Raw genomic sequence first — 22,787 nt, forward strand, 5'->3', positions numbered from 1 at the left:
CGCGTGGGACCAGGCCCAAGCGCCGTCAGGCGGCATCTCTTCCGTGATAGGCGAGCTATCGGGGCCCACATGCTAACGCCCCCGTAGCGCTCTTGAACATCCTTGGTGCTAGCGCACCAAGTGGATGCGAGATAGGACCGGCCGCAACGAGGAGAGTTCGCCCCAGGAGGCGTGCGACGTGAGCGGCGAGGTGCTAGTTGCGGAACAGCGGGTCGAAGGTGAGGAGCAGGCGTGCGTCGTAGGCGTGGGGCGAGCGATGCACCACCCCTTGGAAATGGTGATCCCAGCGCCCGCCCTTCAGCAGGGACCAGGCACCTGAGTTGAACGTACGTACGTGACCTCCCGTACGCAGGGGGACTTCTCGCGAGTCTCGATCGGCCAGGAGATCGAAGTCCACCTCCTCGTGGGCAATCCACTCGGTGGCCGGGCCACCAAGCGTGATCAGCATCCGACAGCGCACCCTATCGGTATGGAAACGTGGGCACATCGGGCCGCTTAGAGTGGCGGCACGAAGGCCGACGGTGGCGCAGTCGAGCAGGTCCGTGAGTAGGTCGACGCCCTGGGAGATCTCATCACATAGAGAAGATCGCAAGGCTTGGTCGCGAATGGGTGCCAGTGCAATGCCCGCGGCTTCTGGTTCGCTGGCCGATTGCTTCCACTGCGCCTCGATCTTCCCGCCTTGCGCCATCCAGGCGCCAGCCGATGTCGTCGTGACCGAAGTCGGACGGTCCACGCTCACCAACTCCACATCTTCGTACACAGCTGCAAAGTCACCTAACTTATCGCTGAATACCCTGCGCATCACGACGCTAGATCCTCATCTACGCTGTCCGCAGTCCATTGGGGGAAGGGGTCGGAATAGGTGGCCCAGACGCTCGGGCCCGTGGCAAGCTCCGCGTCGTCGAGCAGGCAGGCGTCGAGGGTCCTACGCGCAGAGTCTTCATCGAGGGTCTGGCCGATGAACACGATCTCTTGACGACGATCGCCGAAGGGCGCTTCGAACTGCGAGCGGATCGAGGCGCGTGTTTCCGCGTCCTCCGGCCAAGCCTGCTCTGGCATCGCATCCCAGAACATGCCGGCGAAACCGTGGTTCATGATACCGCCGGCTTGCGACCAGGAGCCGGCCTCGTCGAAGCGCGTGGCCAGCCAGAAGTAGCCCTTGGAGCGCACCAGGTTGCCATAGCGCCACCCGGCGACCAGGAACTCGTACAGGCGTTGGGGGTGGAAAGGCCGACGAGCCCGGTAGACGAAGCTGCCGATCCCGTACTGTTCGGTTTCCGGCACGTGCTCTCCGCGCATCTGCGCGAGCCAGCCCGGGGCACGCTCCGCCTCCTCCATACAGAAGCGCCGGGTGCCGAGGATCGCTTCAGTCGGCAGCCTTCCCTGCTCGGCGGTGATTACCTGCGCGCTCGGGTTGAGGCGGCGCAGGGTAGCGATCAAGGCGTCCGCCGTCTCCTTGGCGACGAGATCAGTCTTAGTCACCACGATCACATTGCTAAACTCAACCTGATCGATGAGTAGATCGGCCACGTTGCGCTCGTCCTCGTCGACCACCTCCATGCCCTTCTGCTTTAGGGTCTGTGCTTCCTCCATAAGGCGGGGAAAGTTGAAGGCATCAACAACCGTGACCATCGTGTCCAGGCGCGCCAGGGACGATAGGGATCGGCCCTGCTCATCCTCGAAGGTGAAGGTCTCAGCTACCGGCAGGGGCTCGGAGACCCCTGTCGACTCGACGAGCAAGTAGTCGAAACGCTGCTCCTGCGCTAGGCGAGCCACCTCTTCGAGCAGGTCTTCGCGCAGGGTGCAGCAGATACAGCCGTTAGTGAGCTCAACCAACTTCTCGTCTACCTGCTGCAGGGAGACGCCACTGCGCAGCAACGAGGCGTCGATGTTTACCTCTCCCATATCATTGACGATAACGGCGACGCGCCGTCCTTCGCGGTTGTTCAATACGTGGTTCATCAAGGTGGTCTTTCCAGCACCTAAAAAGCCAGAAAGCACAGTGACCGGTAGCTGGGCCGCCAATGGTCTCTCCTGTCCGCAGCGTAATGTTATATCGTAACACTATCGTCGCCAGCGCCAGCTAGCCGCCGCCGGGGGTTCCAAGTCTCCCGTGTTGTTCGCGATCAGGGCCCTAGACTTCTAGTGTCCTGGGTTAGAAGTTAGTTGATGAATTCGCGGCCCCTTTTCGCCCCAGAACACGTTGCTCCTCCTCCCGTGGGACCTGCCACGCTCGTCCTCGCGCCGCGCTCAGGCCAACAACTCGCCTGCGAATTCATCAACGAACTTCTAACTCAGGACACTAGCGTCACCCGTGTTTCGCGCAACCAATGACTTGTTGATGCACAGGTCGCACGTCCCGTGCCCCCCCCCTGCGGCTCTATCGCCTAGGCCCCCCCGCACCGGCCAGCTCCTTCTCCGCCCGAGCGAAGAGCCGGTTCGATGCGCGCCAAAGCAGCGCCCCGACTAGTGCCAGCAATAGCACTGGCCAAGCGATGGCTCTCATCAGCTCGCTCACCGTGCGCTCTTGGAAAGTGAAGGGCTCCAAGGCGTCAAACTGCGCCAACGACAGCCGGTTACGCGAGACGATGGCAGGGCCTGCGACCTCAGCAAGGTGGTCGAGGGCGTCGCTCGCCTGGCGCTGGAATCGATGCTGGCGATCGATATCATCGCCGGCCACGATGCTGAACGCCCGCTGGGCGACGATCGCCGGCGATAGGAGCTGAGCAAACTGCAGCGTTCGCGCCCTACCAGACCAGGCCCGCTCGTACGCCTCGACGATCGGTGCAGCACGCTCACGTGCCATCTCGTTGGCGAGGAACGACGCCCGTATGTAGGCAGGCAAGCCCTCGTCCCCCACGGTCAGCTCGGGATGATCCACAAGGAATTCGCCGGTCAGCTCGTCCAGCGCCCGGTTGGTCTGCACCTGACCCCGACGGATCTCCGACAGGTAAGCGAGCCTTGACGGCGTGGGATAAGCGGCCTCTGCAACCGTGTCGACGCTGGCCGGCAGCGCGATGACGAGCAGCAACCACAGCGCGACCAGCGCTGCGGCAGTGCCCGTGGGACCACGAAAGCGCGCGACGCAGCAGGCGATCAACCCTACCCACACTGCCCAGTAGGCGACGAGCACTCCAGCCCATAACGCGAAGCGGCCGTAGCGATCACCTCCTCCGTGGAAAGCGATGAGCACTACGATCATCCCCAGCAACGCGGCCGCCAGGAGCAGGCCATTGCGCAACAGCAGGCGCAGCCAGACCAGGCGCGCGAGCGAGACGGGGTGAGACATGATCATGGCGAGCGTGCCGCGCGCCCGATCTCGCGCCAGCACCTCAAAGGAGACCGCGATCATCAGCACCGGCAGGAGTAGTACGGCAATCAGCGCCAAATCGAAGCGCCCGGCGGCGAGCATGGTCGGGTTGTCGAATTGGTACCTACGGAAGATCGTGCCCGCGTTGCGCCACGGCGAGATCTCCCCGTTTGCAGGCTGCAGCTCGCTATGCCCCACGGCGAAGTCCCCCAGGGAGGAAGGCCGCAGGACCGCGGGAAACGCGATGCTCACGGGTCGAGCGTCGTAGGTCTCTGCCTCCTTTGCGCCGCTTTCGATATCGGCAAGGGCCTGGCGCCACTGCCCCAGCGACTCGAGTCCCTCAGCCTCGACGGCATCCAGGCTCGCTACCCGTGCATCGCGCCAAAGCGCCCCACTCCAGCCGGCAAGCAAGACGGCGACGAATAGGACGCCGATCATCACCATGCCGTTGCCGCGGGTTAGGAAGATCTTTCTCTCCAGGGCAAGGACGGCGCTATCTATCTTCATGGCGCCACCGCCTCACCGCTGGCGGCCCGCCGCACGAACGCCCGTGAGGTGGTCACTGCCGCCGCAAGCCAACCGAGCAGTAGGAGCACATCGAAGGCGTAGCGCCCCAACATCGAGGGAAAAGATGGTGCGCGATACGCGAAGTCACCGAACCGCTCCCATAGGTCACGGCCTGCCGTATAGCCATAGCCAGCCTCCCCGGCGTGGACCATGAAGTCCTCGTTGAGCATCTTAATCATCTGACGCCGGCGCGTCTCTGCAGCCTCGGTAAAGGCCTCGTGGTGAGCGCGATCCGTGCCGGCTAGGGCCCTGGATAAGGAGGTCGTGGGAAGTGATGGTGAAAGCAGGGAGAAGCTGCGCACGACCGACTCCTGTGCGCGGTAGCGCGCCACTAGATCTGCGTAGATGCGGTCGAACACCGGGTTGGAGACCTCTTCGCTCGCCTGCAGAGTGTAGGCCTCGTAGTTGAAGGGCAGCTTTGCCACGTCGTCTACCCCATGCTGCGCCAGTGCGTCCTCGCGCGTGCGCGCCTGCATTTGCTCATCGCCCCACCATAGGTAGGAGGCTTCGCCCAGGCGCGTCTCGGTCGCCCGAGCATCGGGCTGCGGATGCAAGGTCGTGGCGACTCCCGCGCCCAAGCGCGGCACGAGCACTGCCATCAGCACCCAGAGTCCAGCCAGCGTGGACAACGCCGTCAGGCGCCCCCGACAGAGTGCCGACACCCCGATTGCCATCGCCACGAAAATGCTTAGGTAAACTGCGTACGTGACGTACAGAAGGGCCAATCGTAAAAGCACGTCGCCGGCCTGACCGCTCGATGCCCCGCCCACGGCCACGATCGAGATTGGGAGGAACACCAGCGTGTACACGCGCAAGACGATCCATAGGCCGGCCTGGAGCTTGCCTAGGTAGATCTCATCCGCGCCAACGCCGCTCGCCAGCAGCTGGCGCATGGTGCCGTCTTCGCGCTCCCCCGCGATGCTGGCGTAGAGCATGACGAAGATGAGCAGCGGCGCAGCCGTCAGCAGCAGGAAGGCCGGCGAGAGCTGCGCGAACCGACTCAGCTGCGATGCATCCTCCGCGCGGCGAAAGTCAGCAGGGTCCTGGAAGTGCGCCTCCATCCACACGGCGAGCCCCGCGAAGTCGCTCACGCCCGGATCGAGCAACGCCAGGGGCGCTACAGGACGGAACGCGTAGCGCGAAAAGTGCGCTGCCGAGTGCGGATTTCGCTCGCCCTGCTCGAGCCAAACCTCATGATCGGCCGCCTGTGCCGCGGTCCGCTCTTGCGCAAACTGCGCCCCGCGTTGCGCGCCCGAGAACAGGGCCACCAGGAGCAGCACAAGCACGGCGATCAGCAGTGCCCGAAGCAGCGGCTCGCGCTGCATGAGGGCGGCGTCCTTGGCCATCAATACGCCGCTCATGAGACCGCCTCGCTGTCACTCGCTACTGCTGTCGCCTCGCGCAGGTGGGAGAGATAGATCTGCTCGATCTCTCGCGCGTCGAGGTGGCTCGGGCGGAGCGTGTCGAGCAGTCGACCGTGAGCCATGATGCCAATCCGATCGCCGACCTCCTTGGCCCGAAAGATGTCGTGCGTGGCCATCAGCACCGCGCAGCCCTCACCACGCAATCGGGTGATGAGCTCCCCGAGTCCATTGGCAGCCTCTGGATCCAAACCAGACAAGGGCTCATCGAGCAATAGAGCGCGGGCGCCTCGGGCGACGGCGATCGCGATACCCACCTTCTGGCGCATACCCTTCGAGTAGGTGCTGGCGCGTCGGTCGTGCACCTGCGGCGCCAGACCAACGTCCGTTAGGATCTGGCGCAGCTGCTCCTGCGACCCGGGGGACTCGTTGCCTAGAGAATCGAAGAAGGTGAGGTTCTCTAGGCCAGTCAGCATGGGGTATAGGGCCACCGATTCCGGCAGGTAGGCCAGGCGCCGCCGTGCCCCTATGGGATCTACGGCCACCTCGATGCCCTCGACCAGGGCTTTGCCTTCGTCGGGATGAAGGAAGCCGAGGAACAGATTGATGGTAGTGGTCTTGCCAGCGCCATTGGCACCGAGCAGGCACACCACCTCGCCTGAGTCGACGCTGAGATCAAGGGCCAAGAGCGCGGCTTGCTCGGCAAATCGCTTCGTCAGTTTCTCCGCACGCAACAACGCTTGCGACATCGGTTCTCCCCTTAAGGCTGAACGGAGGCTTAGGTTCGATGAGATCTCTGCATGAGCTCATCGCAGGGCTCGCCAATGGGAACACCCCATGAACGCACGGTCGCACCGCACAGCGATGGACGGACATACCGCGCCTCATCGCGCATGGGCACGCAGTCCCCTGAGGGCGCGCCTAGCGGCGATGACGAGCAACCGGTCAGTGCGGTTTAGGGGTGATCCCTTTGCCGTGGCGGGGCGCGGGAGAGATAGGGCAGCGAGCCGACGGCGGCGGTGCGTGAGAAGAGCGTGTAGGTCACGCTCACCGCCGGCATTCGCGCCACGAGAAACGTGGGCGCTTGCGGTGCCACGCAATCGAGCTGGGCCAGGAAAAGGCAGCTGGCGCACTGCTGCTCCTCGCAGTGCTCATGGTCGTGACCGCTCGCGTGGAGAGTGGCCGAGATGCCCCCAATCAGCACAAGAAAGCTGAGCAGCCACACCGCCGAACGATGCCGTGCCCGCCTCATCAGGCTGGAGGATGGCGTCATCATGGCCAAGCGTCCTTGCGTGCTCGCGGCCCCGTACAAGCGCATGATGCCGTCAGCGCACACACGGTCGTAAGGCGACCTGTTGCCGACCAACCCAACGCGCCCAAGTTCCGGAACCCTTCTGCAGTCCCTTGCGATGGCCAGAGCTGTCGCCTGAGCGAGCCCTCTTCGACGGGGAGGGGCTGCCGTCGCAGGAAGTCAATGCGCTCTCCCACGGCACGCCTTTGGCGGTATCAACGTGATCGACACGGTGTGGAGTGGCCTTGGCGAGCCGTCGGCCGCGCGGGCGCCGTCACCCCTCGCCTAGTGGGCCGCTTGGTAAATAGGGTGACGCTCAGCGAGTAGCACGGGCGCCATCGCGGCGTTGCATCGCTTGCCAATGGCGATGCCATTGGCCGCGCGACGCGCCTTGCTGACGCTGCCCACTAGGGCGTGGTCGCCACCCCGGTCTCGAGCTCGAACAGGGCGCGCAGGATCCGGCGCCACTCCGCGTACTGCTCCGACAGGCTGCCTTCGAGCTCCACTAGCGTGCCTTCTACCTCTTGCACGGTCGGCCTGGCCTGCGTGTCCAAGCGCGCGGCCCACGCCGCCATGCGCTGCTCCTGCTCCTTCGCCCAGCGGTAGTCTTCGTAGCTCTGCTTGTAGCTCGCGTAGGTACGTGCCTTGCGCCGGCGCTTGCGCTCCTTCTTGCTCGTGCCGGCGAAACGCCCCTGGCGCTCCTCTACGTACGCCAGCTGTTGCGCATTGAAGCGTCGCCAGGTCTCGTAGCCTTCGGTCACATCGTCCACCGCACGCGCGTACAGCTGGTGCGAGGTGTCTTTCAGTTGTGCCTCCGTGAGGCGCACGCGAGTGATACGGCCGATCATCGGATCTTGCGCTGATGGCAGGCGAACGGCTCGGTAATGCGGCGGCATCAGGGGCGGCAGCACCTCATCGTTTTCCTCGCTACGCGGGGCCCGTTGCGGCGGCACCCACTCTACATACTCGGCAAAGGGCTGCGGGGCGAGCACTGCCGCGTAGCGCAGGAGGGAGATCTCTCGAATTAGAGCGAGCTCACGCTCGTCGTGGGCATCCAGGGCCATCACGAGATCAGCGGTAATGCGCTCGTACAAGCGCTCCAGTGCGTCGGACTGCCGCTCAGTGGTGGCCTTGTCATCCGGCGAGCTGAGGGGCACGGGAGTGGCGATGTAGAAGTCGCGCTCGAGCCAGCGCCGGCCCGTTGCGTCGACCGCCACCAGCGATAGCTCGAGCTCCCGACCGTCGGAGCGCAGGATCTTCCCGCGCAGGGTCAACTCCGCCGTGGAGTCCTCGCTTGGCACCACGCGCACGGAGCCGAAGCGGGCCGTGTCCACGAGTGCGCGAGCGAGCGCGACAGCGAAGTACTGCGCTTCCACTCGGCGGATCTCCGGGTAGATGCCCTGCTCGAGCTGCTGCGCACGGCTTATCGGCAGACCCTGATCGAGCAGGGGCACATCCACATCGAGCAGGGTCTTGGCTGCGGCACTAGTCCAAGTCGCCAGCACGAGCAGCATGGAGCAGGCGCGGACGAGAGAGCGGAACAGCCTAACGAGATCAATCACCGGCACAAACCCGACCGCGCGTCAGCGTATCGGAGCATTCCTCATTTTCCTGGCGCAGCGGCTCGTAGCGGTTGTAGAAGCGGCTCACGGTAAAGGGCGAGGCGGCGCCCGGTCCGCGCAAGGTGGTGGCGATATGCAGCTGATCGCCGTCCGGTGCTAGGGTGAACTGATGAAAGATGGTGAGCCCGTCGGGGAGCCCGGTCTGAAACACGAGGCGCTCATTTACCCAACCGCACAGCTCGCTGCTCATCACGCCTTGTTGGGAGAGCGGTCGGTCGGGGTGGAACACACAGGTGAGCGCGAAGTCCTGGTCGCGTTCGACGGCAATGTCGAACTCGGTCTGAGCGATCTCGAGGACCGGGGAGCGGGTGACCTCATCGGCCAGTTGCGCCAAGCCGACGAGCGCCTCGAGTGAGCCTCGCGAACGGGACAAGGTCACGCCCTGCCCACCAGGGTCGGCCACCGCGTAGCCGCCCTTCTGCAGGCGCAGGAGCAGGCTGCGCAAGCGTCGCTGGACGTTGTCACTGCGCTCGTAGTCGAGCTCCCAGTGCCCGCTGAGGTCCGTGCGCTCATCCTGGGTGAAGATCTCCTCCACCGGCGGCTGGCTGGCACACGCCCCCAACAGGCACAGGACAGCGCCAGGCAGCATCGCCCAACGCGTGTGCGCATGACCCCTATCCATCAACGGTTCGTCCCACGATTCCACCCACGGCGTTCGGTGTCTCTCAGCCAAGAGCTTGGATTACGCCCAGGATGAGAGTTCCCGATCTTTAAGGATCTTTACACGACACGCTCGTCGCCAAGATCCAGCTACCAACGGCCCGACAGTCTACCCGGTTGACCCAGGCGAAGAACCGAGCGGCGCAAACGGTTGCGCCGGGCGTGGCGCGATTCTGAGAGAATCCTGCCGGTGAGGGAGTCCAGTTCCGGCGAGGGCCATGAAAGCACTGCGCATACAGTTACTAGGCGAACTGACCGTGTTCCGCGGCGAGCGACCGATCCCCCTGCCCTCGTCGCGCAAAGCCCGTGCCCTGCTCGCCTACCTCGCCCTGACCGCCCGTCCCCATCGACGCGATCGCTTGTGCGAGCTGCTGTGGGAACTCCCGGACGATCCGCGCGGAGCTCTGCGCTGGGCGCTCAGCAAGCTACGCGCAATCGTCAACGACGAGGAGGCCGAGCGCATCGCGGCAGATCGCGAACGCGCCGCCTTCGTCACCGCCGGTGCGTCCATCGATCTGCATCGTATCGCCGAGCAGCTAGACCACACACTTGCCGAGCAACCGTTGGACACGCTTTGCGCGCTCGACAAGGCCCTGCGCGATCCGCTCCTGGACGGCATCGATCTGCCGAATCAACAGGAATTCCAAGCCTGGCTAGAGGCAGAGCGTCAGCAAGTCCAACGCCTACGCGCCCGAATCGCCGGGGCCTTAGCCCAGCACCCCGAGAGCTCGCCCGAAGACGCGGCCGAAGCCGCCCTGCGCTGGCTGGAGTTCGACGCCTTCTCCCCGTCCGCGGCCAGCGCGGCCGTGTCGTTGCTGCGCCGTATCGGGCGTATGGCGCAGGCTGACGGCCTGGCCGATACCTTATCCGCACGCATGCGCGCAGCGGGCGTGCCGTGGCAAGTCCCCACCAGCCCGGCAGCCGACACGCTGTCCTCAAGCCTGCAGACGCCCACGGCGGAGGACGAGCAACGCGCTTTCCTAGGCCGCCAAACGATCCACTTCTGCACCGCCCATGATGAGGTGCGCATCGCCTACGCCACTGTCGGCGAGGGCACGCCCGTGGTGAAGGCGGCGAACTGGTTGAGTCACCTGGAGCTCGATTGGAACGCGCCAATCTGGAGCCCCTTGTTTCGCCGCTTAGCCCGCCACCACCGCTTCGTGCGTTACGACGAACGAGGTAACGGGCTCTCTGACTGGGACGTCGAGTCGATCGACTTCGACGCCTTCGTCACCGACCTGGAGACGGTGGTCGACGCCCTCGATATCGAACGCTTCGCCCTGCTAGGCATCTCGCAGGGCGCGTCCGTCTCGATCGAGTACGCCGTGCGTCACCCCGAGCGGGTGAGCCACCTAATTCTCTTCGGTGCCTACGCCGCGGGTTGGCGGGTGGATGCGGACGAGGTTACCGTACGCGAGCGCGAGGCGGTCATGACGCTTACCGCGTCGGGCTGGGGCAAGGACCTTCCCACCTACCGACAGATCTTCTCATCCACCTTCATGCCGAGTGCCACCGCGCAGGAGCTGGCGTGGTTCAACGAATTCCAGCGTCAGACTGCCTCACCGGAAAATGCGGTGCGCTTTCTGAGCGCATTTGGCGATATAGACGTACGCCATCGGCTGGGCGAAGTGCGCACGCCCACGCTCGTCTTGCACTCGCGCGGCGACCAGCGCATCCCAGTGGAGACCGGCCGACACATCGCCGCGCGCATCCCCGGCGCCGAGTTCGTGAGCCTAGAGAGCGACGGCCATCTCCTGCTCGGGCGCGAACCCGCCTCGGAACGCTTCCTTAACGAAGTCAACGACTTCCTAGAGCGCTAGGGCGGTCTCCGGCGCGCTTTACTCGGCGATCGCCTGCGACTCGTACATCGCGCGCACGATCTCCGGCAGAGGCTCACCGTACTTGCCGAACCAATCGTGGTAGACACGCTGAATCGTGATACTGCGATAGAGCTCAGCGAGGGCGCTGTCCACCACCAGCCGGAACTCCGTGTCACCGCGCGGGAGCATCAGGGCGTAGGGCTCGAAGGAGAAGACGTTGCGCGTGAGTCGGTAGTCCTTCGGGTCCTCGCCTCGCTGCACCACCTGACCGATCAGCATGGCTCGGTCAGACGCGAAGCCATCCACCTCGCCGGCCTTCAGCAGCTTCATCCCGTCGAGGTGGTTGGAAATGACCCGTAGCTCGATCGCTATATCGTTGGTCTCGCGGAAGCGAAGTAGCGCGTCTTCCGTCGTACTCCCTGTGATCACTGCCAGCTTCTTTCCGGCGAGATCCGACGTCGAAGCCATCTCGGCATCGCTCATCGAGAGCACCGCCCCGCCGGTGATGAACGTCATCAGGGAGAAGTCGACGCGTTCGCGGCGCGAGAGGGTCACGGTGGTGGCACCGCACTCGAGGTCCACTTCCCCCTCTTCGACCGCTCGTAGGCGCGCCCGCGGAGTGACCAGCGGCACGTAGCTCACGCTCATCTCATCGAGCTGAACCGCCTTCTGAATCGCCGCGGCCACGCGCCTGCACAAGGCGATGGAGTAGCCACTCGGCTCCTCCCCCTCGCCCCGGAAAGACATGGGCGGCGCATCGGGCACGTAGCCCACGCGCAGCTCGCCGCGCTCAGCGATACGATCGAGCGTGGTAGAGGCTGCTCCTGCAGGACCGGCGATCAAGGCGCCGAGCGCGAGAGCCGCGCCCAGCGTGGTGAGGCAGCGGGTGAGTTGACTGCAGATCATGGGGCCTCCCGGCACAGGCGATGACGACGGTGTGCGACCGAGTCTGCCATAGGCCTTCGCCTGTCGCGATACGCCCACCGCCCGGCGGCGACAGCCAGCGAGGCGCATCGGTCAACACGCGGTCGGGCGCAACTCGCCGCACGCGTGCGCCAAAGCACCACGGTTCCGAGCGCCAGCCGGGCTTGACCCCCGATCAGCCGTGCAAGCGCCTCTCCATTCCATACGCTCTTTGGTGGTGCCGCCAATGCAGCGCCCAAGGCTTCTAGGGCGAGCGCATTCGCGAGCGGTAGTACTGAATCATGAGAGCGCCACCCAACATACCGCCTAGGTGCGCGAAGTGGGCGATCCCTGGCATCTTGCCGGACAATGCGAGCACCAACTCGATCGCCGCATACAGCAGCACCAACCAGCGCGCCTCTATCGGTATTGGCGGGATCAGCAACAGTACGCGCTGGCGGGGGAACAGCACGCCGAAGGCGAGCAGTAGGCCAGAAGCACCGCCCGAGGCGCCGAGCGTAGGCAGCGCTGGCAAGCCTATCATGGGGGTGACCAAGAGGTGGACGAGCGCCGCGGTGAATACGCACGCCATGTACAGGTGCAGATAGGGACGGGAACCGATGGACCGCTCGATGGGAGAGCCGAACACGCTGAGCGCCAGCATGTTCACCCCGAGGTGCAGTGCCCCACCGTGCAGAAAGCTGTAGGTCACCATCTGCCAGGGCAGAAAGTGCCCAGCGGCACCCCCAAGGGGCCACAGCTGGAAGGCCCCGAGGGGCAAGCCAAGCAGGTACTCCAGGGCGAAGATACCAATATTCGCGAACAACAGGGCCTGGGTCACTGGCGGCATCGACATCTCTGCTCAGCTCTCAATGGATGCTCTGGCAGTCGCCGAGTCCTGTCGGTTCCCGGCATCTGCAATCCTCGCCAAGGGTCGCACACAGGGGCAGCAAGCGGTGCGATCCAGTGCGCCGCGCAGCTTTGTCGCCCCCTGGCCGGTGGGATACTCTGTCCGCTCATCCCTTCGCGAGGCGCTCTCGCTGTGGCCACACCCAGCGCTGCCATCGCGCGCCCTGCGCTCGCCAACGCTAGGCGCGTCGTCGTAAAAGTAGGCACGCGCGTGCTCACGCGCGACGACGGCCGGCCTGCGCTCACCCGTCTGGCGGGCATCATCGAGCAGCTCGCCGACCTTCAGCACGCCGGTCGTGAAGTGCTACTGGTCAGCTCCGGGGCAGTCGGTCTTGGCTGCGAGCGACTCAAGCTGGAGCCACCGCTCACGCCGGCCCAGCGCCAGGCCTGCGCCGCCGTCGGCCAGATGCCGCTGATGGCACTCTACGAACAGGGTTTCTCACGCTTTGGCATCGTCTGCGCCCAGTTGCTACTCACGCGACGGGATTTCAGCCTGCGCCAGAGCTACCTCAGCCTGCAGCACACGATGGGCAGCCTGCTGCGGTCGGCGGTCATCCCCATCATCAACGAAAACGACGTGGTGGCCCGCGAGGAGGTGTCCGAGGCAAGCGCCATGGCCTTTGGCAACAACGACCAGCTGTCCGCCCTAGTGGCCTCCAAGCTCGATGCGGACTTGCTGGTGATGCTAACGGACGTGGATGGCGTGTACGCCACTGACCCGCGTTTGGAGCCCGCCGCGACGCTACTCGAAGAGGTCCGTCCCCTGGAGAGCCCGGAGGATTCACCCGAACTCGGTGGCGGCAACGCGCTGAGCCGCGGCGGTATGCGCAGCAAGGTCGCCGCAGCCCACCTCGCGGCCCACGCGGGTTGCCACGCGGTGATCGCCTCGGGCCTTGCGCACGGCAATTTGGCCCGCATCGCCGAAGGCGAACGCGCAGGCACCTGGTACCACGCCCGCCCCGCCCTCGCGGCGCGGCGGCGCTGGATCGCCTTCGCCTCCGCACCTACGGCGCGACTCTCACTGGATCAGGGCGCGGTACACGCCATCGTGAAGCAAGGCGCCTCCCTGCTCGCCCCTGGGGTCACGGAAATCCTAGGCGACTTCCATCGCGGCGATGTGGTGGAGCTATGTGATCCCTCAGGTGAGGTGATCGCCAGAGGCGTCACCCACTACGACGCCGCCACCGCCCGCGCTTGGATACGCGGCGTGCCGCCCGAACACGTGCGCAGTCACGACGCCCTCGTCCACCGCGACGACCTCGCCCTCGCGCCGAGCGACACCGATCCGCGCGGCTAGCCCCCAAGCCCCAGCCCTATTGCCATGACCCACGATCCCAAGACGCTCCGCGCCCTCGCCCTGCAGGCTCGCCACGGCCAACGCGCACTCGGGGCGGCGCCAGCCGCAGATCGCACCGCCGCGCTGGAGACCCTGGCGTCGCTTCTGGACGCGCGACGCGAGGCTCTGCTTGCCGCAAACCGCGAAGATCTGGCGCGAGCCGAGCGCGATGGGCTGAGCGGTGTGCTCCTAGCTCGCCTCGGTCTCAGTCACGGCAAGCTGGACGCGATGATCGACGGCGTGCGCCAACTCGCCGCCACGCCCGACCCGCTCGGTCGAACCCAACGCGCCACGCAGCTCGACGATGGCCTCATCCTGCGCCAAGTCTCCCATGCCTTGGGCGTGCTACTGATCATCTTCGAAAGCCGGCCCGACGCCGTGATCCAAATCGGCTCCCTTGCCATCCGCAGCGCAAACGCGGTGATCTTGAAGGGCGGACGGGAGGCCAGCGCGTCGAACCGTGCCCTCGCCGGGTGCTTGCGCGATGCGCTCGCCGCTGCCACAGGCAGCGCAGATGCCGTGCAGCTGATCGAGGGCCGCGAGGCGATCGCTCACCTGCTGACACTCGATGACTGCATCGACCTGGTCATCCCCCGCGGCTCTGCGCAGCTCGTGCGCAGCATTCAGGACGCCACGCGCATCGCCGTCCTTGGCCATGCGGATGGGATCTGCCACGTGTATCTCGACGCCGTGGCGGATCCGCAGATGGCGGTGCGCATCGCCATCGATGCGAAGACCGACTACCCTTCCGCGTGCAACGCCATGGAAACCCTGCTAGTGCACGAAGCGTTTCTACCACACCTACCGGATGTGCTCGGCGCACTGGCCGAGGCTGGCGTACGCCTTCGGGGCGACACGCGCTGCCGTGCGGTGGCGGGGCGTGACATGATCTTGGCCACGCAGGCCGATTGGTCCACCGAGTACGGTGACCTCGACCTCTCTGTGCGTTGCGTGGCAAGCCTCGAAGAGGCGGTCGATCACATCCACCGCTACGGCAGCGGGCACACGGACGCCATCGTCACTGCTGACCAGGCGGCGGCCGATACCTTCCTGCGCACGATCGACTCGGCCTCGGTGTTCGTCAACGCCTCGACGCGCTTTGCCGACGGCTACCGCTACGGGCTAGGGGCCGAGGTTGGGATCAGTACTTCGCGCCTGCACGCACGCGGGCCCGTCGGCATCGACGGCTTGCTCACGACTCGGTGGTTGCTGCGTGGAGACGGCCAGGTGGCCGCGGATTTCAACGAGCAAGGCCACCGACGCTTTCAGCATCGACCCCTGCCGGTGGACGGACCCGCGGGGCGCTAGCGCGCATGACCCTCGAGGATTTGCGCGAACTCGCCCTTCGGCTCGCAGATGCTAGCGAGGCGCCCCACCATCATCTCACCTCGTTCCGCAGCAACGGGAAGATCTTCGCCACCGCGATGCGCGACGGGGAGTTCACCAACGTGTTCGTGGATGAGCAGACACGAGAGCAGGCACTCGCCCTGTACCCCGACTGGTGCGACAAGGTGCTGTGGGGTGGGAGAGTGGTGGGCGTGCGCGTCCTGTTGGCGAGCGCGGACGCACACTTCGTGCAACAGTTGCTTGAGAACGCCTGGTCCTTGCGCCAGCCCAGGGCCAAATAGGGGTGACAAGCTTACGGTCTCGCCACGTGCTGCTGCCTACACCGCCTATGACCGCGTGATGCTTCGGAGTGCCCAATGGATGTCTTCATCAGCTACAGCCACAAAGATCGGGAATGGAAAGATCGGATCGTCTCCTTCCTCGAGGGCCTGCGTCGCCAGGGCTACCTCGAGTACCGCACCTGGAGCGACGAGGAGATCCGCCCCGGACAGGAGTGGCCGGCGGTCATCCGCCACGCCATCGATCGGGCGAAAGTTGCGATTCTGTTGCTATCCGCTGACTTTCTCGCCTCCGAATTCATCAACGAGACGGAGATCGAGGCCCTGCTCAAGCGTCGGGAGGAAGGTCACCTCGACCTGGTGCCCGTGGTTGCACGTCCCTGTCCTTGGCAACTCATCGATTGGTTGGCCAAGATTCAACTGCATCCCGCTGGTGCCACCCCGCTCTCCGGCTGTGAGCCGCACGAGATAGAAGAGCACCTTACAGACCTAGCGCTGGAGGTGAATCGGCTCATGGGACACGCGGCTGCGGGCGCTTCGGAGGTGCTCACAGAGAGTGATGTGGTCACCGAACGGGGGCCAAGCGCGGATGCTCACCGAGGGCCAGGAGCGCCAGCCACGCCCCCACCTACCGCGGCGCAGGCGCCTGCGCCAGAGACCTATCGGTTCCTAGGGGAGGACGAGGTGAAGTCCCTAGTGGCGAAGCGCGCCGGCCGAGACAGCCTCGATGGGCTCCTGATCTTCCGCACGCAATCGCAGCGAACGTGGCTGGTGGCCACACCGGGCACGGTGCACTGCGTGCTCGACTCCCAGAAGACGAGTGACAGTGATCGCCTCTACCAATGGCAAGAGGCGGTCGATGCCAATACGCGCGTGCGGGTACGCGAGCAGTCCAGATCCTCCCGCTCCGGCCTGGTGGACGTCGGCCGGCGCCAGAACTGGCTGTACAGCCATCGCGAGCATCCCAGCCCGGTCGAATTGGAAAGGCAGGTACGCCGACTGGTGGCACGCGCAGCGCACTCGTAGACCGCCCTCGACCCTCGAAAGCTTCTGGCGCGCCCTGGGTTTGGGCGCTGCGACCGCCCGCGTTGGCGATTCGCCGACACTGACCCCACGAGGCGGTAACGATGAGACGCGCAGGGCGTGCGCCACGCAGGGCTGCAGCGCTAGAATCGTGGCGTCAACGTTCAGCCTTCCCAGTCCGACCTATGCTCCAGCACCACACTCGTGGCGCGCTGTTCGCCACCATCGCCTGTCTACCTCTCGTCCTGATGGCGCCTGACGCCGAGGCCGCACGCCTCACCGCAGCGGAGCGCGCCACTATCGAACTGTTCGAAGACGCTGCCCCGTCCGTGGTTTACATCACCACCCTGGCCGTGCGCCGCGACTTCTTCACCCTCAACTTGCAGGAGATCCCCCGCGGCACGGGTTCCGGGTTCGTGTGGGACCGAGACGGGCACATCGTCACCAACTACCACGTGATCCAAAACGCTGATCGCGCCCAGGTCACCCTCGCCGACGGCACGGTGCTCCCGGCTACGATCGTCGGCGCGGAGCCGACCAAGGACCTCGCTGTGCTCAAGATCGACGCCGCGCGCGGTCAGCTCAAACCCCTGCCGCGGGGTAAGTCCGACGACCTGCGCGTCGGCCAGTCCGTGTACGCCATCGGCAACCCCTTCGGCCTCGACCAGACCCTCACCACCGGCGTGATCAGCGCCCTCGATCGTGAGATCGAGTCCGTGGCGCGGATCCCGATCCGCGGCATGATCCAAACCGACGCGGCGATCAACCCGGGTAACTCCGGTGGCCCGCTGCTCGACTCAGGCGGCGACCTCATCGCGGTGAACACGGCGATCTACAGTCCCTCTGGCGCTAGCGCGGGAATCGGTTTTTCGATTCCCGTGGACGTGGTGAGCTGGGTCGTGCCGGATCTCATCGAGTTCGGACGCCTGCGTCGACCAACCTTCGGCGCGGACTTTGCCAACCCGCGGGTGGCGTATCGCCTGGGAGTACGTCGTGGCGCTCTGGTGCTTGAAGTGGGACAGGACAGCGCGGCAGAACGGGCGGAGATCCGACCGACGCGACGTGACCGACGGGGGCGTATCATCCTCGGCGACATCGTGATCGCCATCAACGGCGAGGCGATCGAGGCAGCGGGCGATGTGCTGCTGGCCTTGGAGACGTTGCAACCCGGGCAGCGAATCACCGTCACCTTGGCGCGACCGGACGGCACGGTGGACGTGTCACTAGTGCTAGATGCCTGGAACTGAGCTCCCTACTCACGGATCGACGGGGATCGTCGTTGCGGATCCGACGGACCCAGCGGCCTTCGCCGAACGTATCCGTGAGGTCGCAGGGAACACGCCCCTAGCGCCGCTCGCGCTGGTGCGCTCCAGCGCAGACATCGACGATGGCGCCCTCGGCGCCGACGTACTCGTCGGCCCGCCGCAGCTCGTTGCGAGTCTCGTGCCCCAGCTACCGGCGCTGCGCTGGGTGCAGAGCACTTGGGCTGGGGTCGCTCCCGTCCTAGAGGCCATCGCCTCGCATCCCAATCGCCAACTACAACTGACCGCAGCTAAGGGCCTATTCGGACCGCGGATGGCCGAATACGTGTTCGGCTGGCTGCTTACCCTGGAGCGACGGCTGGCGGACTACCGTGCCCAGCAGCGTACCCGCACCTGGGCCACACTCCCCTGGACTGATCTGCAGGGCAGCACGATGTTGCTGCTCGGCACTGGCAGCATCGGCACTCATATCGCAGGCGTCGCCCACGGGTTCGGCATGAATACCCTCGGCGTATCACGGCGCGGCGCTCCCGTGGCGGGCATCGCGAGGACCTTCGCCGTGGACCGCCTGCTCGAGGTCCTGGGCGAGGCGGACTACGTGGTGGCCAGCCTTCCGGACACGCCTGATACCCGTGAGCTGCTAAACGCCGCGGCCTTTCGAGCCCTGCGCGACCACGCGATTCTCATCAACGTCGGGCGCGGCACGCTGATCGAAGAGCAAGCGCTGCTCGACGCGCTCGCGGCGGGGCAACTGCGGGCCGCCGTGATCGATGTGTTCGCCGAAGAGCCATTGCCGTCGGCGCATCGCTTCTGGAGCACCGAGGGCCTGTACCTAACCCCACATATCGCTGCGGTGACCCCTGAAGAGGGCATCGCGGCACTGTTCGTCGACAACTACCGCCGCTACCTCGCGGCAGCCCCGTTGGCGGCACGAGTGGACACGCAACTCGGATACTAGCAGCCTGTTGAAAGAGTCTCAGGCGAGGGCGAGACAAGGCGGAAATCGACGAGAAAGCGCAGTGTACAAGCAGTACATGAGCATTGTGAGTCGATTTCCAACGCCGGATCGTGCCGCCTGAGGCATTTTCAACAGGCTGCTACTAGTGGCCTGTCTCCCCACAATCGGACATGATGAGGGAGTCGTTCGTTGGTAAGACCGATGCCCGCGGACGAGCGTGGACCAAGGTCACCAGGGGCACTCGAAACGCGCACCTCGTCGATTGAGTGCTTGCTCAGCTATTTCGAATCTGCGGGGACGCCGCTAGGAGCGCACACGCATGCAGGACGCCAAACGCTTATCGCTGTACTGGTTTCACGGTTGCCCCTGGTGCGAGCGGGTGCGGGCCGCCATCGCCGACCTCGGCCTAGAGGTAGACGAGCGCAACATCCGCGAGCATCCAGAACACGCCGCCGCCATGCGCGAGGCCACCGGGCGCGGCACGGTGCCCGTGCTCCGTATCGATGCGACCGACGGCACCGAATGGTTGCCGGAGTCCGCTGAGATCGTGCGCCGCTTGTACGCGGACTACGGCGAGCAAAGGCCCACCGCATTCTTCGCCTCGCAGCTGCCCCAGCGCCTCGGCATGGCCGTCGCTGGCGCCCTGCTGCTCAGCGCGTTCGTCATACCTGAGGCCGCGCAACGGTGGGTGTTGCTGGCGGCCGCGGCCGTCTGGTTGCTCCGCACTCGCGCCCCGCTGTTGCGCAAGTGGTTCTAGCGGCCCGCCTGGCGCCCGGTTACAGGTTGACCACGAACACCAAAGTGATCGCCACCGGCGCGACGTAGCGCGTCAGCACCAACCACACTTGGAACGCGCGGGTCGACCCGGTGAAGGCCTGCGCCGACACCTCCCGCCGCAAGCTCCAGGAGGCGAGGATCGCCACCAGCACGCCACCTACGGGCATCATGAAGTTCGACACCACGTAATCCAGACTCTCGAAGATGTTCCTATCCGCGAATACCGGCAAAAACCCGAGCGGATGAAACTCGGCGAGACGATTGAAGGAGTACACGGTGCCGAGGCCCACGAACCACAGGGATACGGTGAGCACTAGACTGATCCGCCAACGCGGCCAGCGGCTGTAGTCCTCCACTGCCGCCACCACGGTCTCCGCAATGGTGATCGCCGAGGTGAGCGCCGCAATCGCCATGAGGGCAAAGAACAGCGGAGCCACCACTAACCCCCCGGGCATCTGGCCGAAGGCCACCGGCAGGGTGGCGAAGATCAAGCCTGGCCCCTCCGCCGGCGAAAGGCCGTTGGCGAACACGATTGGGAAGACGGCCATGCCAGCTAGCAAGGCGACGCCCACATCGGCCGCAGCCACGACGATCCCGGCCCGCACCACGGAGGTCTTGTCATCCATGTAGGCACCCAGCGTGAACAGCACGCCTAACCCAATGCCTAGGGAAAAGAACGCCTGCCCAACCGCCGTCAATACGATGGCACCCGTGATACGCGAGAAGTCCGGCACGAACATAAAGCGCAACCCCGCCGCGAAGTCTCCGGCCACGACGGCGTAGGCCAGCAGGGCCAGCAACAACAAGAAAAGGGTGGGCGTAAGCCATCCGAGGGCGCGCTCCAATCCGCGGCGCACGCCAGCGGCCACGGTCACTCCAGTGGCCGACAGAAATGCCAGCTGCGCCAGCATCATCCGCCCAGGGCTTGCGAACAGGGCATCGAGCTCGGCGGCGGCGCGCTCCACCGTGGTGCCGCTGGCGGGCCGCAAGACTGCGTGGACAAAGTAGTCGACGGTCCAGCCCGCCACCACCGCGTAGAAACTGAGGGCGACGAAGGCACCAATCGCTGCCATTAGGCCGTACCAATGCCAAGCACGGCCGATGCCGTCGCGCTGGTGCAGCAGCGCCATGCCGCGCACCACGCTGGCTCCACCTCGACGGCCCACCAGGAACTCGGCGATCAGCGCCGGTAAGGCGATAAGCGCCACCGCGGCAACGTAGATCAACACGAAGGCCCCGCCGCCATTCTCGCCGGCGACGAAGGTGAACTTCCACACGTTCGAGATACCCACGGCGCTGCCGATGGCAGCGGCGAAGAACATCACGCTCGAGGACCAGCGGCGCTCGCCGCCCGGCGTCACGCTCAAGAAGGCGCTCCGTCTGGGGCCCCAGCGTTCAGGTCGGTCTTCATGATCCGCGCGTGGCGACCGGCGGGATCACGCTCCAGGTCGAACATGTCGCCCGGCGGCACCGGTCGGGCGGCGAGGGCAGCCTGCAGAGCGCGGCGCTCGTCCTCGGCGAGCTCCAGGACAGCGATGTCGAGGTTCTCCTTCGCCCGCGAGCGGCTGCCGACCCCGAGCATAATGGCCGCGACGCAAGGCTGCTCGAGCACCCAGCGCGCCGCCACAGCGGCGATGGACACCTGGTTGGCGGCGGCGATCTCGTGCAGCAGCTCCAGCAGCCCCTGGTAGGCGTCCCAGCCGCCCGCCTCTTCGATGATCAGACGGTACTTAGTCAGCGAGCGATTGGCCTGTGAGGCACTCGCCACCACACCCCGATAGCGATCGGTGAGAAAGCCGCCGGCGAGCACGCCGTAGGGGACGAGCTTGAGGCTGCTCTTCTCAGCCAGCGAGGTCATGGCCCGTTCCGGGCGGCGGTCGAGGAGCGAGTACTGAGACTGCAGGGACACGATGGGCGCGCCATCATCCAGCATCTTGCGCACGTGCGCCGTATCGAAGTTGGTCAGGCCCAGCAGGCGAACATGATCCCTAGCCTGCGCCTCCTGCAGGCACTCGAGCACCATCTCCACGCCCGGCACCTCGTAGCGCCACCAGTGGAATTGCACCAGATCGAGGCTGTCCATCCCAAGGCGGCGGCGAGAGCGATCGATCGCCGCATGCACATCCTGCGGCCGCAGCGTTTCCAACGCGGCCCGATCGGGCACGTACTTAGTGTGGATCTGAATGCCATGCGGGTCTGCCAAGCGCGACCGATAGGCGCCGAGCAGCGACTCCACGCCCGTGTAGATGTCAGCGCCGTCGAAGGTGGTGAAGCCGTGCTCGATAAGCTCATCGAAGATGGCGAACACCGCCCCGCGATCCTGCAGACCGCCCCCGTGATCGGGCGTTAGCTGCCAACAGCCGTTGATCACCTGTGCGATCGAATAGCCCGGCGAGAGCTCGGCACGCGGCGCCATAGCGCCGTCACTCATCGTCGCTCACTCGCGGCAGGGGCACCACCGTGGTCTCGCTGTGGCGAAAGGTGGTGCGTGAGGTGCGCGTGATCCGAAAGCGGGCGCCGCAGTGGGGGTCGGGGCAGGCGATCTCCGCATCGGTGGTCATCCAGTCGTTCTCGTGGGTGACGCGCTGCTTAGCGGGCAATAGCGGCAGGATGGCCGCGAGCGCGTAGAGACTGAAGGGCTGATCCGGGGGGAACACGAGGTTCTCGCCGAGCACCTCGAAGTAATCGCCCAGGTGGTGCGAGCACACCATCGTATCCTCCTCGCCAACCACTTCGACGCGCAGGTTCCACAGCTCGAAGCGATCGTCGCGTAAGCTCATGAGCCCACGCCACCGAAGCGCGCCAACCACTGCTCGCGTGGGCATTCCCAAATCTCGAGGGTCGCCCCCCAAAACTCCCACCGCTCAGCGCTATCACGCTCGCCTATCTTGCGCGCCACGGCCTTGCTCGCCTCATTGCCTGGGTCGATCACGCTGATGATGCGCGTGAGCTCCGGCTGCTGGGCGAAAATCCACCGCACCCCGGCGATGGCCGCCTCACTCGCGTAGCCTTTACCCCAGTAGGGCCGCGCGATCGTCCAACCGCACTCGAGGGCGGGCCAGCCCTCGGGCTGCCAAGGCCCGACGCGGCCGACGAATTGCCCCGTCGCCTTCTCCTCCACGGCAAAGAACCCATAGCCACGCAGGGCCCAGTGGCCGACCACAGTGGCCATGGAGCGCCAGGCATCGCCGCGGCCGATACCCTTGCCCTGGGGCGTGATGAAGCGGGCGACCTCGTCGTTCGCCATCATCTCGCAGAAGGCGTCCGTGTCGCGGTTTTCCAAGCCGCGCAGGATCAGCCGTTCGGTCTCGATTCGGGGTACGTCGAGCATGGCGGTCCTCCTCCTTGATGCGCTGGCCGCGG

General features: G+C 65.5%; 22 protein-coding genes. 8 read left to right on the forward strand and 14 right to left on the reverse strand.

Annotation, left to right across the window (positions count from 1 at the left end; all coding sequences use genetic code 11):
- Positions 1–193: 193 nt before the first annotated feature.
- The 8 genes from AAGA68_20410 to AAGA68_20445 form a co-directional block, all read right to left on the reverse strand.
- Entirely contained in the window at positions 194–802 is a 609-nt protein-coding gene (locus AAGA68_20410; protein MEM9387430.1) for a DUF1826 domain-containing protein, read from the reverse strand.
- Positions 802–2,025, reverse strand: a complete 1,224-nt coding sequence (zigA, locus tag AAGA68_20415) for a zinc metallochaperone GTPase ZigA (protein ID MEM9387431.1) — start codon at positions 2,023–2,025, stop codon at positions 802–804. Before zigA ends, AAGA68_20410 begins: the two co-directional genes overlap by 1 nt.
- A 355-nt stretch (positions 2,026–2,380) precedes the next feature.
- Positions 2,381–3,817, reverse strand: a complete 1,437-nt coding sequence (locus AAGA68_20420) for a DUF3526 domain-containing protein (protein MEM9387432.1) — start codon at positions 3,815–3,817, stop codon at positions 2,381–2,383.
- Positions 3,814–5,238, reverse strand: a complete 1,425-nt coding sequence (locus AAGA68_20425; GenBank protein ID MEM9387433.1) for a DUF3526 domain-containing protein — start codon at positions 5,236–5,238, stop codon at positions 3,814–3,816. The genes AAGA68_20420 and AAGA68_20425 overlap by 4 nt, the downstream gene beginning before the upstream one ends.
- Complete coding sequence (locus tag AAGA68_20430; GenBank protein ID MEM9387434.1) at positions 5,235–5,987, reverse strand: ABC transporter ATP-binding protein; 753 nt, start codon at positions 5,985–5,987, stop codon at positions 5,235–5,237. Before AAGA68_20430 ends, AAGA68_20425 begins: the two co-directional genes overlap by 4 nt.
- Before the next feature lie 206 nt (positions 5,988–6,193).
- Positions 6,194–6,514, reverse strand: a complete 321-nt coding sequence (locus AAGA68_20435) for a hypothetical protein (protein ID MEM9387435.1) — start codon at positions 6,512–6,514, stop codon at positions 6,194–6,196.
- Between the two features lie 422 nt (positions 6,515–6,936).
- The gene (locus tag AAGA68_20440; GenBank protein ID MEM9387436.1) at positions 6,937–8,091 is read right to left on the reverse strand and encodes a hypothetical protein; all 1,155 of its coding nucleotides are present in this window, start codon (positions 8,089–8,091) and stop codon (positions 6,937–6,939) included.
- Positions 8,084–8,773: a hypothetical protein gene (locus AAGA68_20445; protein MEM9387437.1), complete on the reverse strand. Its 690-nt coding sequence runs from the start codon at positions 8,771–8,773 to the stop codon at positions 8,084–8,086. Before AAGA68_20445 ends, AAGA68_20440 begins: the two co-directional genes overlap by 8 nt.
- 256 nt (positions 8,774–9,029) lie before the next feature.
- Here AAGA68_20445 and AAGA68_20450 point away from each other — a divergent pair, with 256 nt between their 5' ends.
- Positions 9,030–10,631, forward strand: a complete 1,602-nt coding sequence (locus AAGA68_20450; protein ID MEM9387438.1) for an alpha/beta fold hydrolase — start codon at positions 9,030–9,032, stop codon at positions 10,629–10,631.
- 18 nt (positions 10,632–10,649) lie between these two features.
- Here the strand turns inward: AAGA68_20450 and AAGA68_20455 are convergent, their stop codons facing one another.
- A complete protein-coding gene (locus AAGA68_20455; protein ID MEM9387439.1) occupies positions 10,650–11,537 on the reverse strand; it encodes an amino acid ABC transporter substrate-binding protein in 888 nt (295 codons plus the stop codon).
- A gap of 262 nt (positions 11,538–11,799) precedes the next feature.
- Positions 11,800–12,390 carry a rhomboid family intramembrane serine protease gene (locus AAGA68_20460; protein ID MEM9387440.1) on the reverse strand — a complete coding sequence of 197 codons (591 nt, stop codon included), beginning with the start codon at positions 12,388–12,390 and terminating at the stop codon, positions 11,800–11,802.
- A gap of 186 nt (positions 12,391–12,576) precedes the next feature.
- Here AAGA68_20460 and proB point away from each other — a divergent pair, with 186 nt between their 5' ends.
- From proB to AAGA68_20495, 7 genes are all read left to right on the forward strand, one after another.
- Positions 12,577–13,740 carry a glutamate 5-kinase gene (gene proB / locus AAGA68_20465; protein MEM9387441.1) on the forward strand — a complete coding sequence of 388 codons (1,164 nt, stop codon included), beginning with the start codon at positions 12,577–12,579 and terminating at the stop codon, positions 13,738–13,740.
- A gap of 24 nt (positions 13,741–13,764) precedes the next feature.
- A complete protein-coding gene (locus tag AAGA68_20470) occupies positions 13,765–15,087 on the forward strand; it encodes a glutamate-5-semialdehyde dehydrogenase (GenBank protein ID MEM9387442.1) in 1,323 nt (440 codons plus the stop codon).
- 5 nt (positions 15,088–15,092) lie between these two features.
- Positions 15,093–15,407, forward strand: coding sequence for an MmcQ/YjbR family DNA-binding protein (locus AAGA68_20475; GenBank protein MEM9387443.1), 315 nt, complete (start codon positions 15,093–15,095; stop codon positions 15,405–15,407).
- Between the two features lie 75 nt (positions 15,408–15,482).
- Positions 15,483–16,430, forward strand: coding sequence for a toll/interleukin-1 receptor domain-containing protein (locus tag AAGA68_20480; GenBank protein MEM9387444.1), 948 nt, complete (start codon positions 15,483–15,485; stop codon positions 16,428–16,430).
- Positions 16,431–16,612: 182 nt separating this feature from the next.
- Positions 16,613–17,674: a trypsin-like peptidase domain-containing protein gene (locus tag AAGA68_20485; GenBank protein ID MEM9387445.1), complete on the forward strand. Its 1,062-nt coding sequence runs from the start codon at positions 16,613–16,615 to the stop codon at positions 17,672–17,674.
- Positions 17,661–18,647 (forward strand): D-2-hydroxyacid dehydrogenase, encoded by a 987-nt coding sequence (locus tag AAGA68_20490; protein MEM9387446.1) that lies wholly within the window; start codon positions 17,661–17,663, stop codon positions 18,645–18,647. The genes AAGA68_20485 and AAGA68_20490 overlap by 14 nt, the downstream gene beginning before the upstream one ends.
- Before the next feature lie 319 nt (positions 18,648–18,966).
- Entirely contained in the window at positions 18,967–19,404 is a 438-nt protein-coding gene (locus AAGA68_20495; GenBank protein MEM9387447.1) for a glutathione S-transferase N-terminal domain-containing protein, read from the forward strand.
- Between the two features lie 19 nt (positions 19,405–19,423).
- On the opposite strand, the gene AAGA68_20500 is transcribed toward AAGA68_20495, so the two are convergent.
- From AAGA68_20500 to AAGA68_20515, 4 genes are read right to left on the reverse strand one after another with little or no spacing between them, the layout of a single operon-like run.
- The gene (locus AAGA68_20500) at positions 19,424–20,785 is read right to left on the reverse strand and encodes a sodium-dependent transporter (protein ID MEM9387448.1); all 1,362 of its coding nucleotides are present in this window, start codon (positions 20,783–20,785) and stop codon (positions 19,424–19,426) included.
- Between the two features lie 2 nt (positions 20,786–20,787).
- A complete protein-coding gene (locus AAGA68_20505; GenBank protein ID MEM9387449.1) occupies positions 20,788–21,855 on the reverse strand; it encodes an aldo/keto reductase in 1,068 nt (355 codons plus the stop codon).
- Positions 21,848–22,204 carry a TIGR04076 family protein gene (locus AAGA68_20510; GenBank protein MEM9387450.1) on the reverse strand — a complete coding sequence of 119 codons (357 nt, stop codon included), beginning with the start codon at positions 22,202–22,204 and terminating at the stop codon, positions 21,848–21,850. The genes AAGA68_20505 and AAGA68_20510 overlap by 8 nt, the downstream gene beginning before the upstream one ends.
- Positions 22,201–22,755: a GNAT family N-acetyltransferase gene (locus AAGA68_20515; GenBank protein MEM9387451.1), complete on the reverse strand. Its 555-nt coding sequence runs from the start codon at positions 22,753–22,755 to the stop codon at positions 22,201–22,203. The genes AAGA68_20510 and AAGA68_20515 overlap by 4 nt, the downstream gene beginning before the upstream one ends.
- Between the last annotated feature and the right edge of the window lie 32 nt (positions 22,756–22,787).

This window comes from Pseudomonadota bacterium (genome assembly GCA_039193195.1).
In the GTDB taxonomy this organism is placed as follows: domain Bacteria; phylum Pseudomonadota; class Gammaproteobacteria; order Steroidobacterales; family JBCBZW01; genus JBCBZW01.

Excerpts from the sequence above, each read along its gene's own strand:
- AAGA68_20455 (MEM9387439.1), bottom strand. The coding sequence starts at position 11,537 with ATGATCTGCAGTCAACTCACCCGCTGCCTCACCACGCTGGGCGCGGCT.
- AAGA68_20435 (MEM9387435.1), bottom strand. The coding sequence starts at position 6,514 with ATGATGACGCCATCCTCCAGCCTGATGAGGCGGGCACGGCATCGTTCG.
- AAGA68_20420 (MEM9387432.1), bottom strand. The coding sequence starts at position 3,817 with ATGAAGATAGATAGCGCCGTCCTTGCCCTGGAGAGAAAGATCTTCCTA.
- AAGA68_20490 (MEM9387446.1), top strand. The coding sequence starts at position 17,661 with ATGCCTGGAACTGAGCTCCCTACTCACGGATCGACGGGGATCGTCGTT.
- AAGA68_20505 (MEM9387449.1), bottom strand. The coding sequence starts at position 21,855 with ATGAGTGACGGCGCTATGGCGCCGCGTGCCGAGCTCTCGCCGGGCTAT.
- AAGA68_20445 (MEM9387437.1), bottom strand. The coding sequence starts at position 8,773 with ATGGATAGGGGTCATGCGCACACGCGTTGGGCGATGCTGCCTGGCGCT.
- AAGA68_20470 (MEM9387442.1), top strand. The coding sequence starts at position 13,765 with ATGACCCACGATCCCAAGACGCTCCGCGCCCTCGCCCTGCAGGCTCGC.
- AAGA68_20425 (MEM9387433.1), bottom strand. The coding sequence starts at position 5,238 with ATGAGCGGCGTATTGATGGCCAAGGACGCCGCCCTCATGCAGCGCGAG.
- AAGA68_20495 (MEM9387447.1), top strand. The coding sequence starts at position 18,967 with ATGCAGGACGCCAAACGCTTATCGCTGTACTGGTTTCACGGTTGCCCC.
- AAGA68_20515 (MEM9387451.1), bottom strand. The coding sequence starts at position 22,755 with ATGCTCGACGTACCCCGAATCGAGACCGAACGGCTGATCCTGCGCGGC.
- AAGA68_20410 (MEM9387430.1), bottom strand. The coding sequence starts at position 802 with ATGCGCAGGGTATTCAGCGATAAGTTAGGTGACTTTGCAGCTGTGTAC.
- AAGA68_20485 (MEM9387445.1), top strand. The coding sequence starts at position 16,613 with ATGCTCCAGCACCACACTCGTGGCGCGCTGTTCGCCACCATCGCCTGT.
- AAGA68_20480 (MEM9387444.1), top strand. The coding sequence starts at position 15,483 with ATGGATGTCTTCATCAGCTACAGCCACAAAGATCGGGAATGGAAAGAT.
- AAGA68_20510 (MEM9387450.1), bottom strand. The coding sequence starts at position 22,204 with ATGAGCTTACGCGACGATCGCTTCGAGCTGTGGAACCTGCGCGTCGAA.
- AAGA68_20475 (MEM9387443.1), top strand. The coding sequence starts at position 15,093 with ATGACCCTCGAGGATTTGCGCGAACTCGCCCTTCGGCTCGCAGATGCT.
- AAGA68_20450 (MEM9387438.1), top strand. The coding sequence starts at position 9,030 with ATGAAAGCACTGCGCATACAGTTACTAGGCGAACTGACCGTGTTCCGC.
- AAGA68_20430 (MEM9387434.1), bottom strand. The coding sequence starts at position 5,987 with ATGTCGCAAGCGTTGTTGCGTGCGGAGAAACTGACGAAGCGATTTGCC.
- AAGA68_20460 (MEM9387440.1), bottom strand. The coding sequence starts at position 12,390 with ATGTCGATGCCGCCAGTGACCCAGGCCCTGTTGTTCGCGAATATTGGT.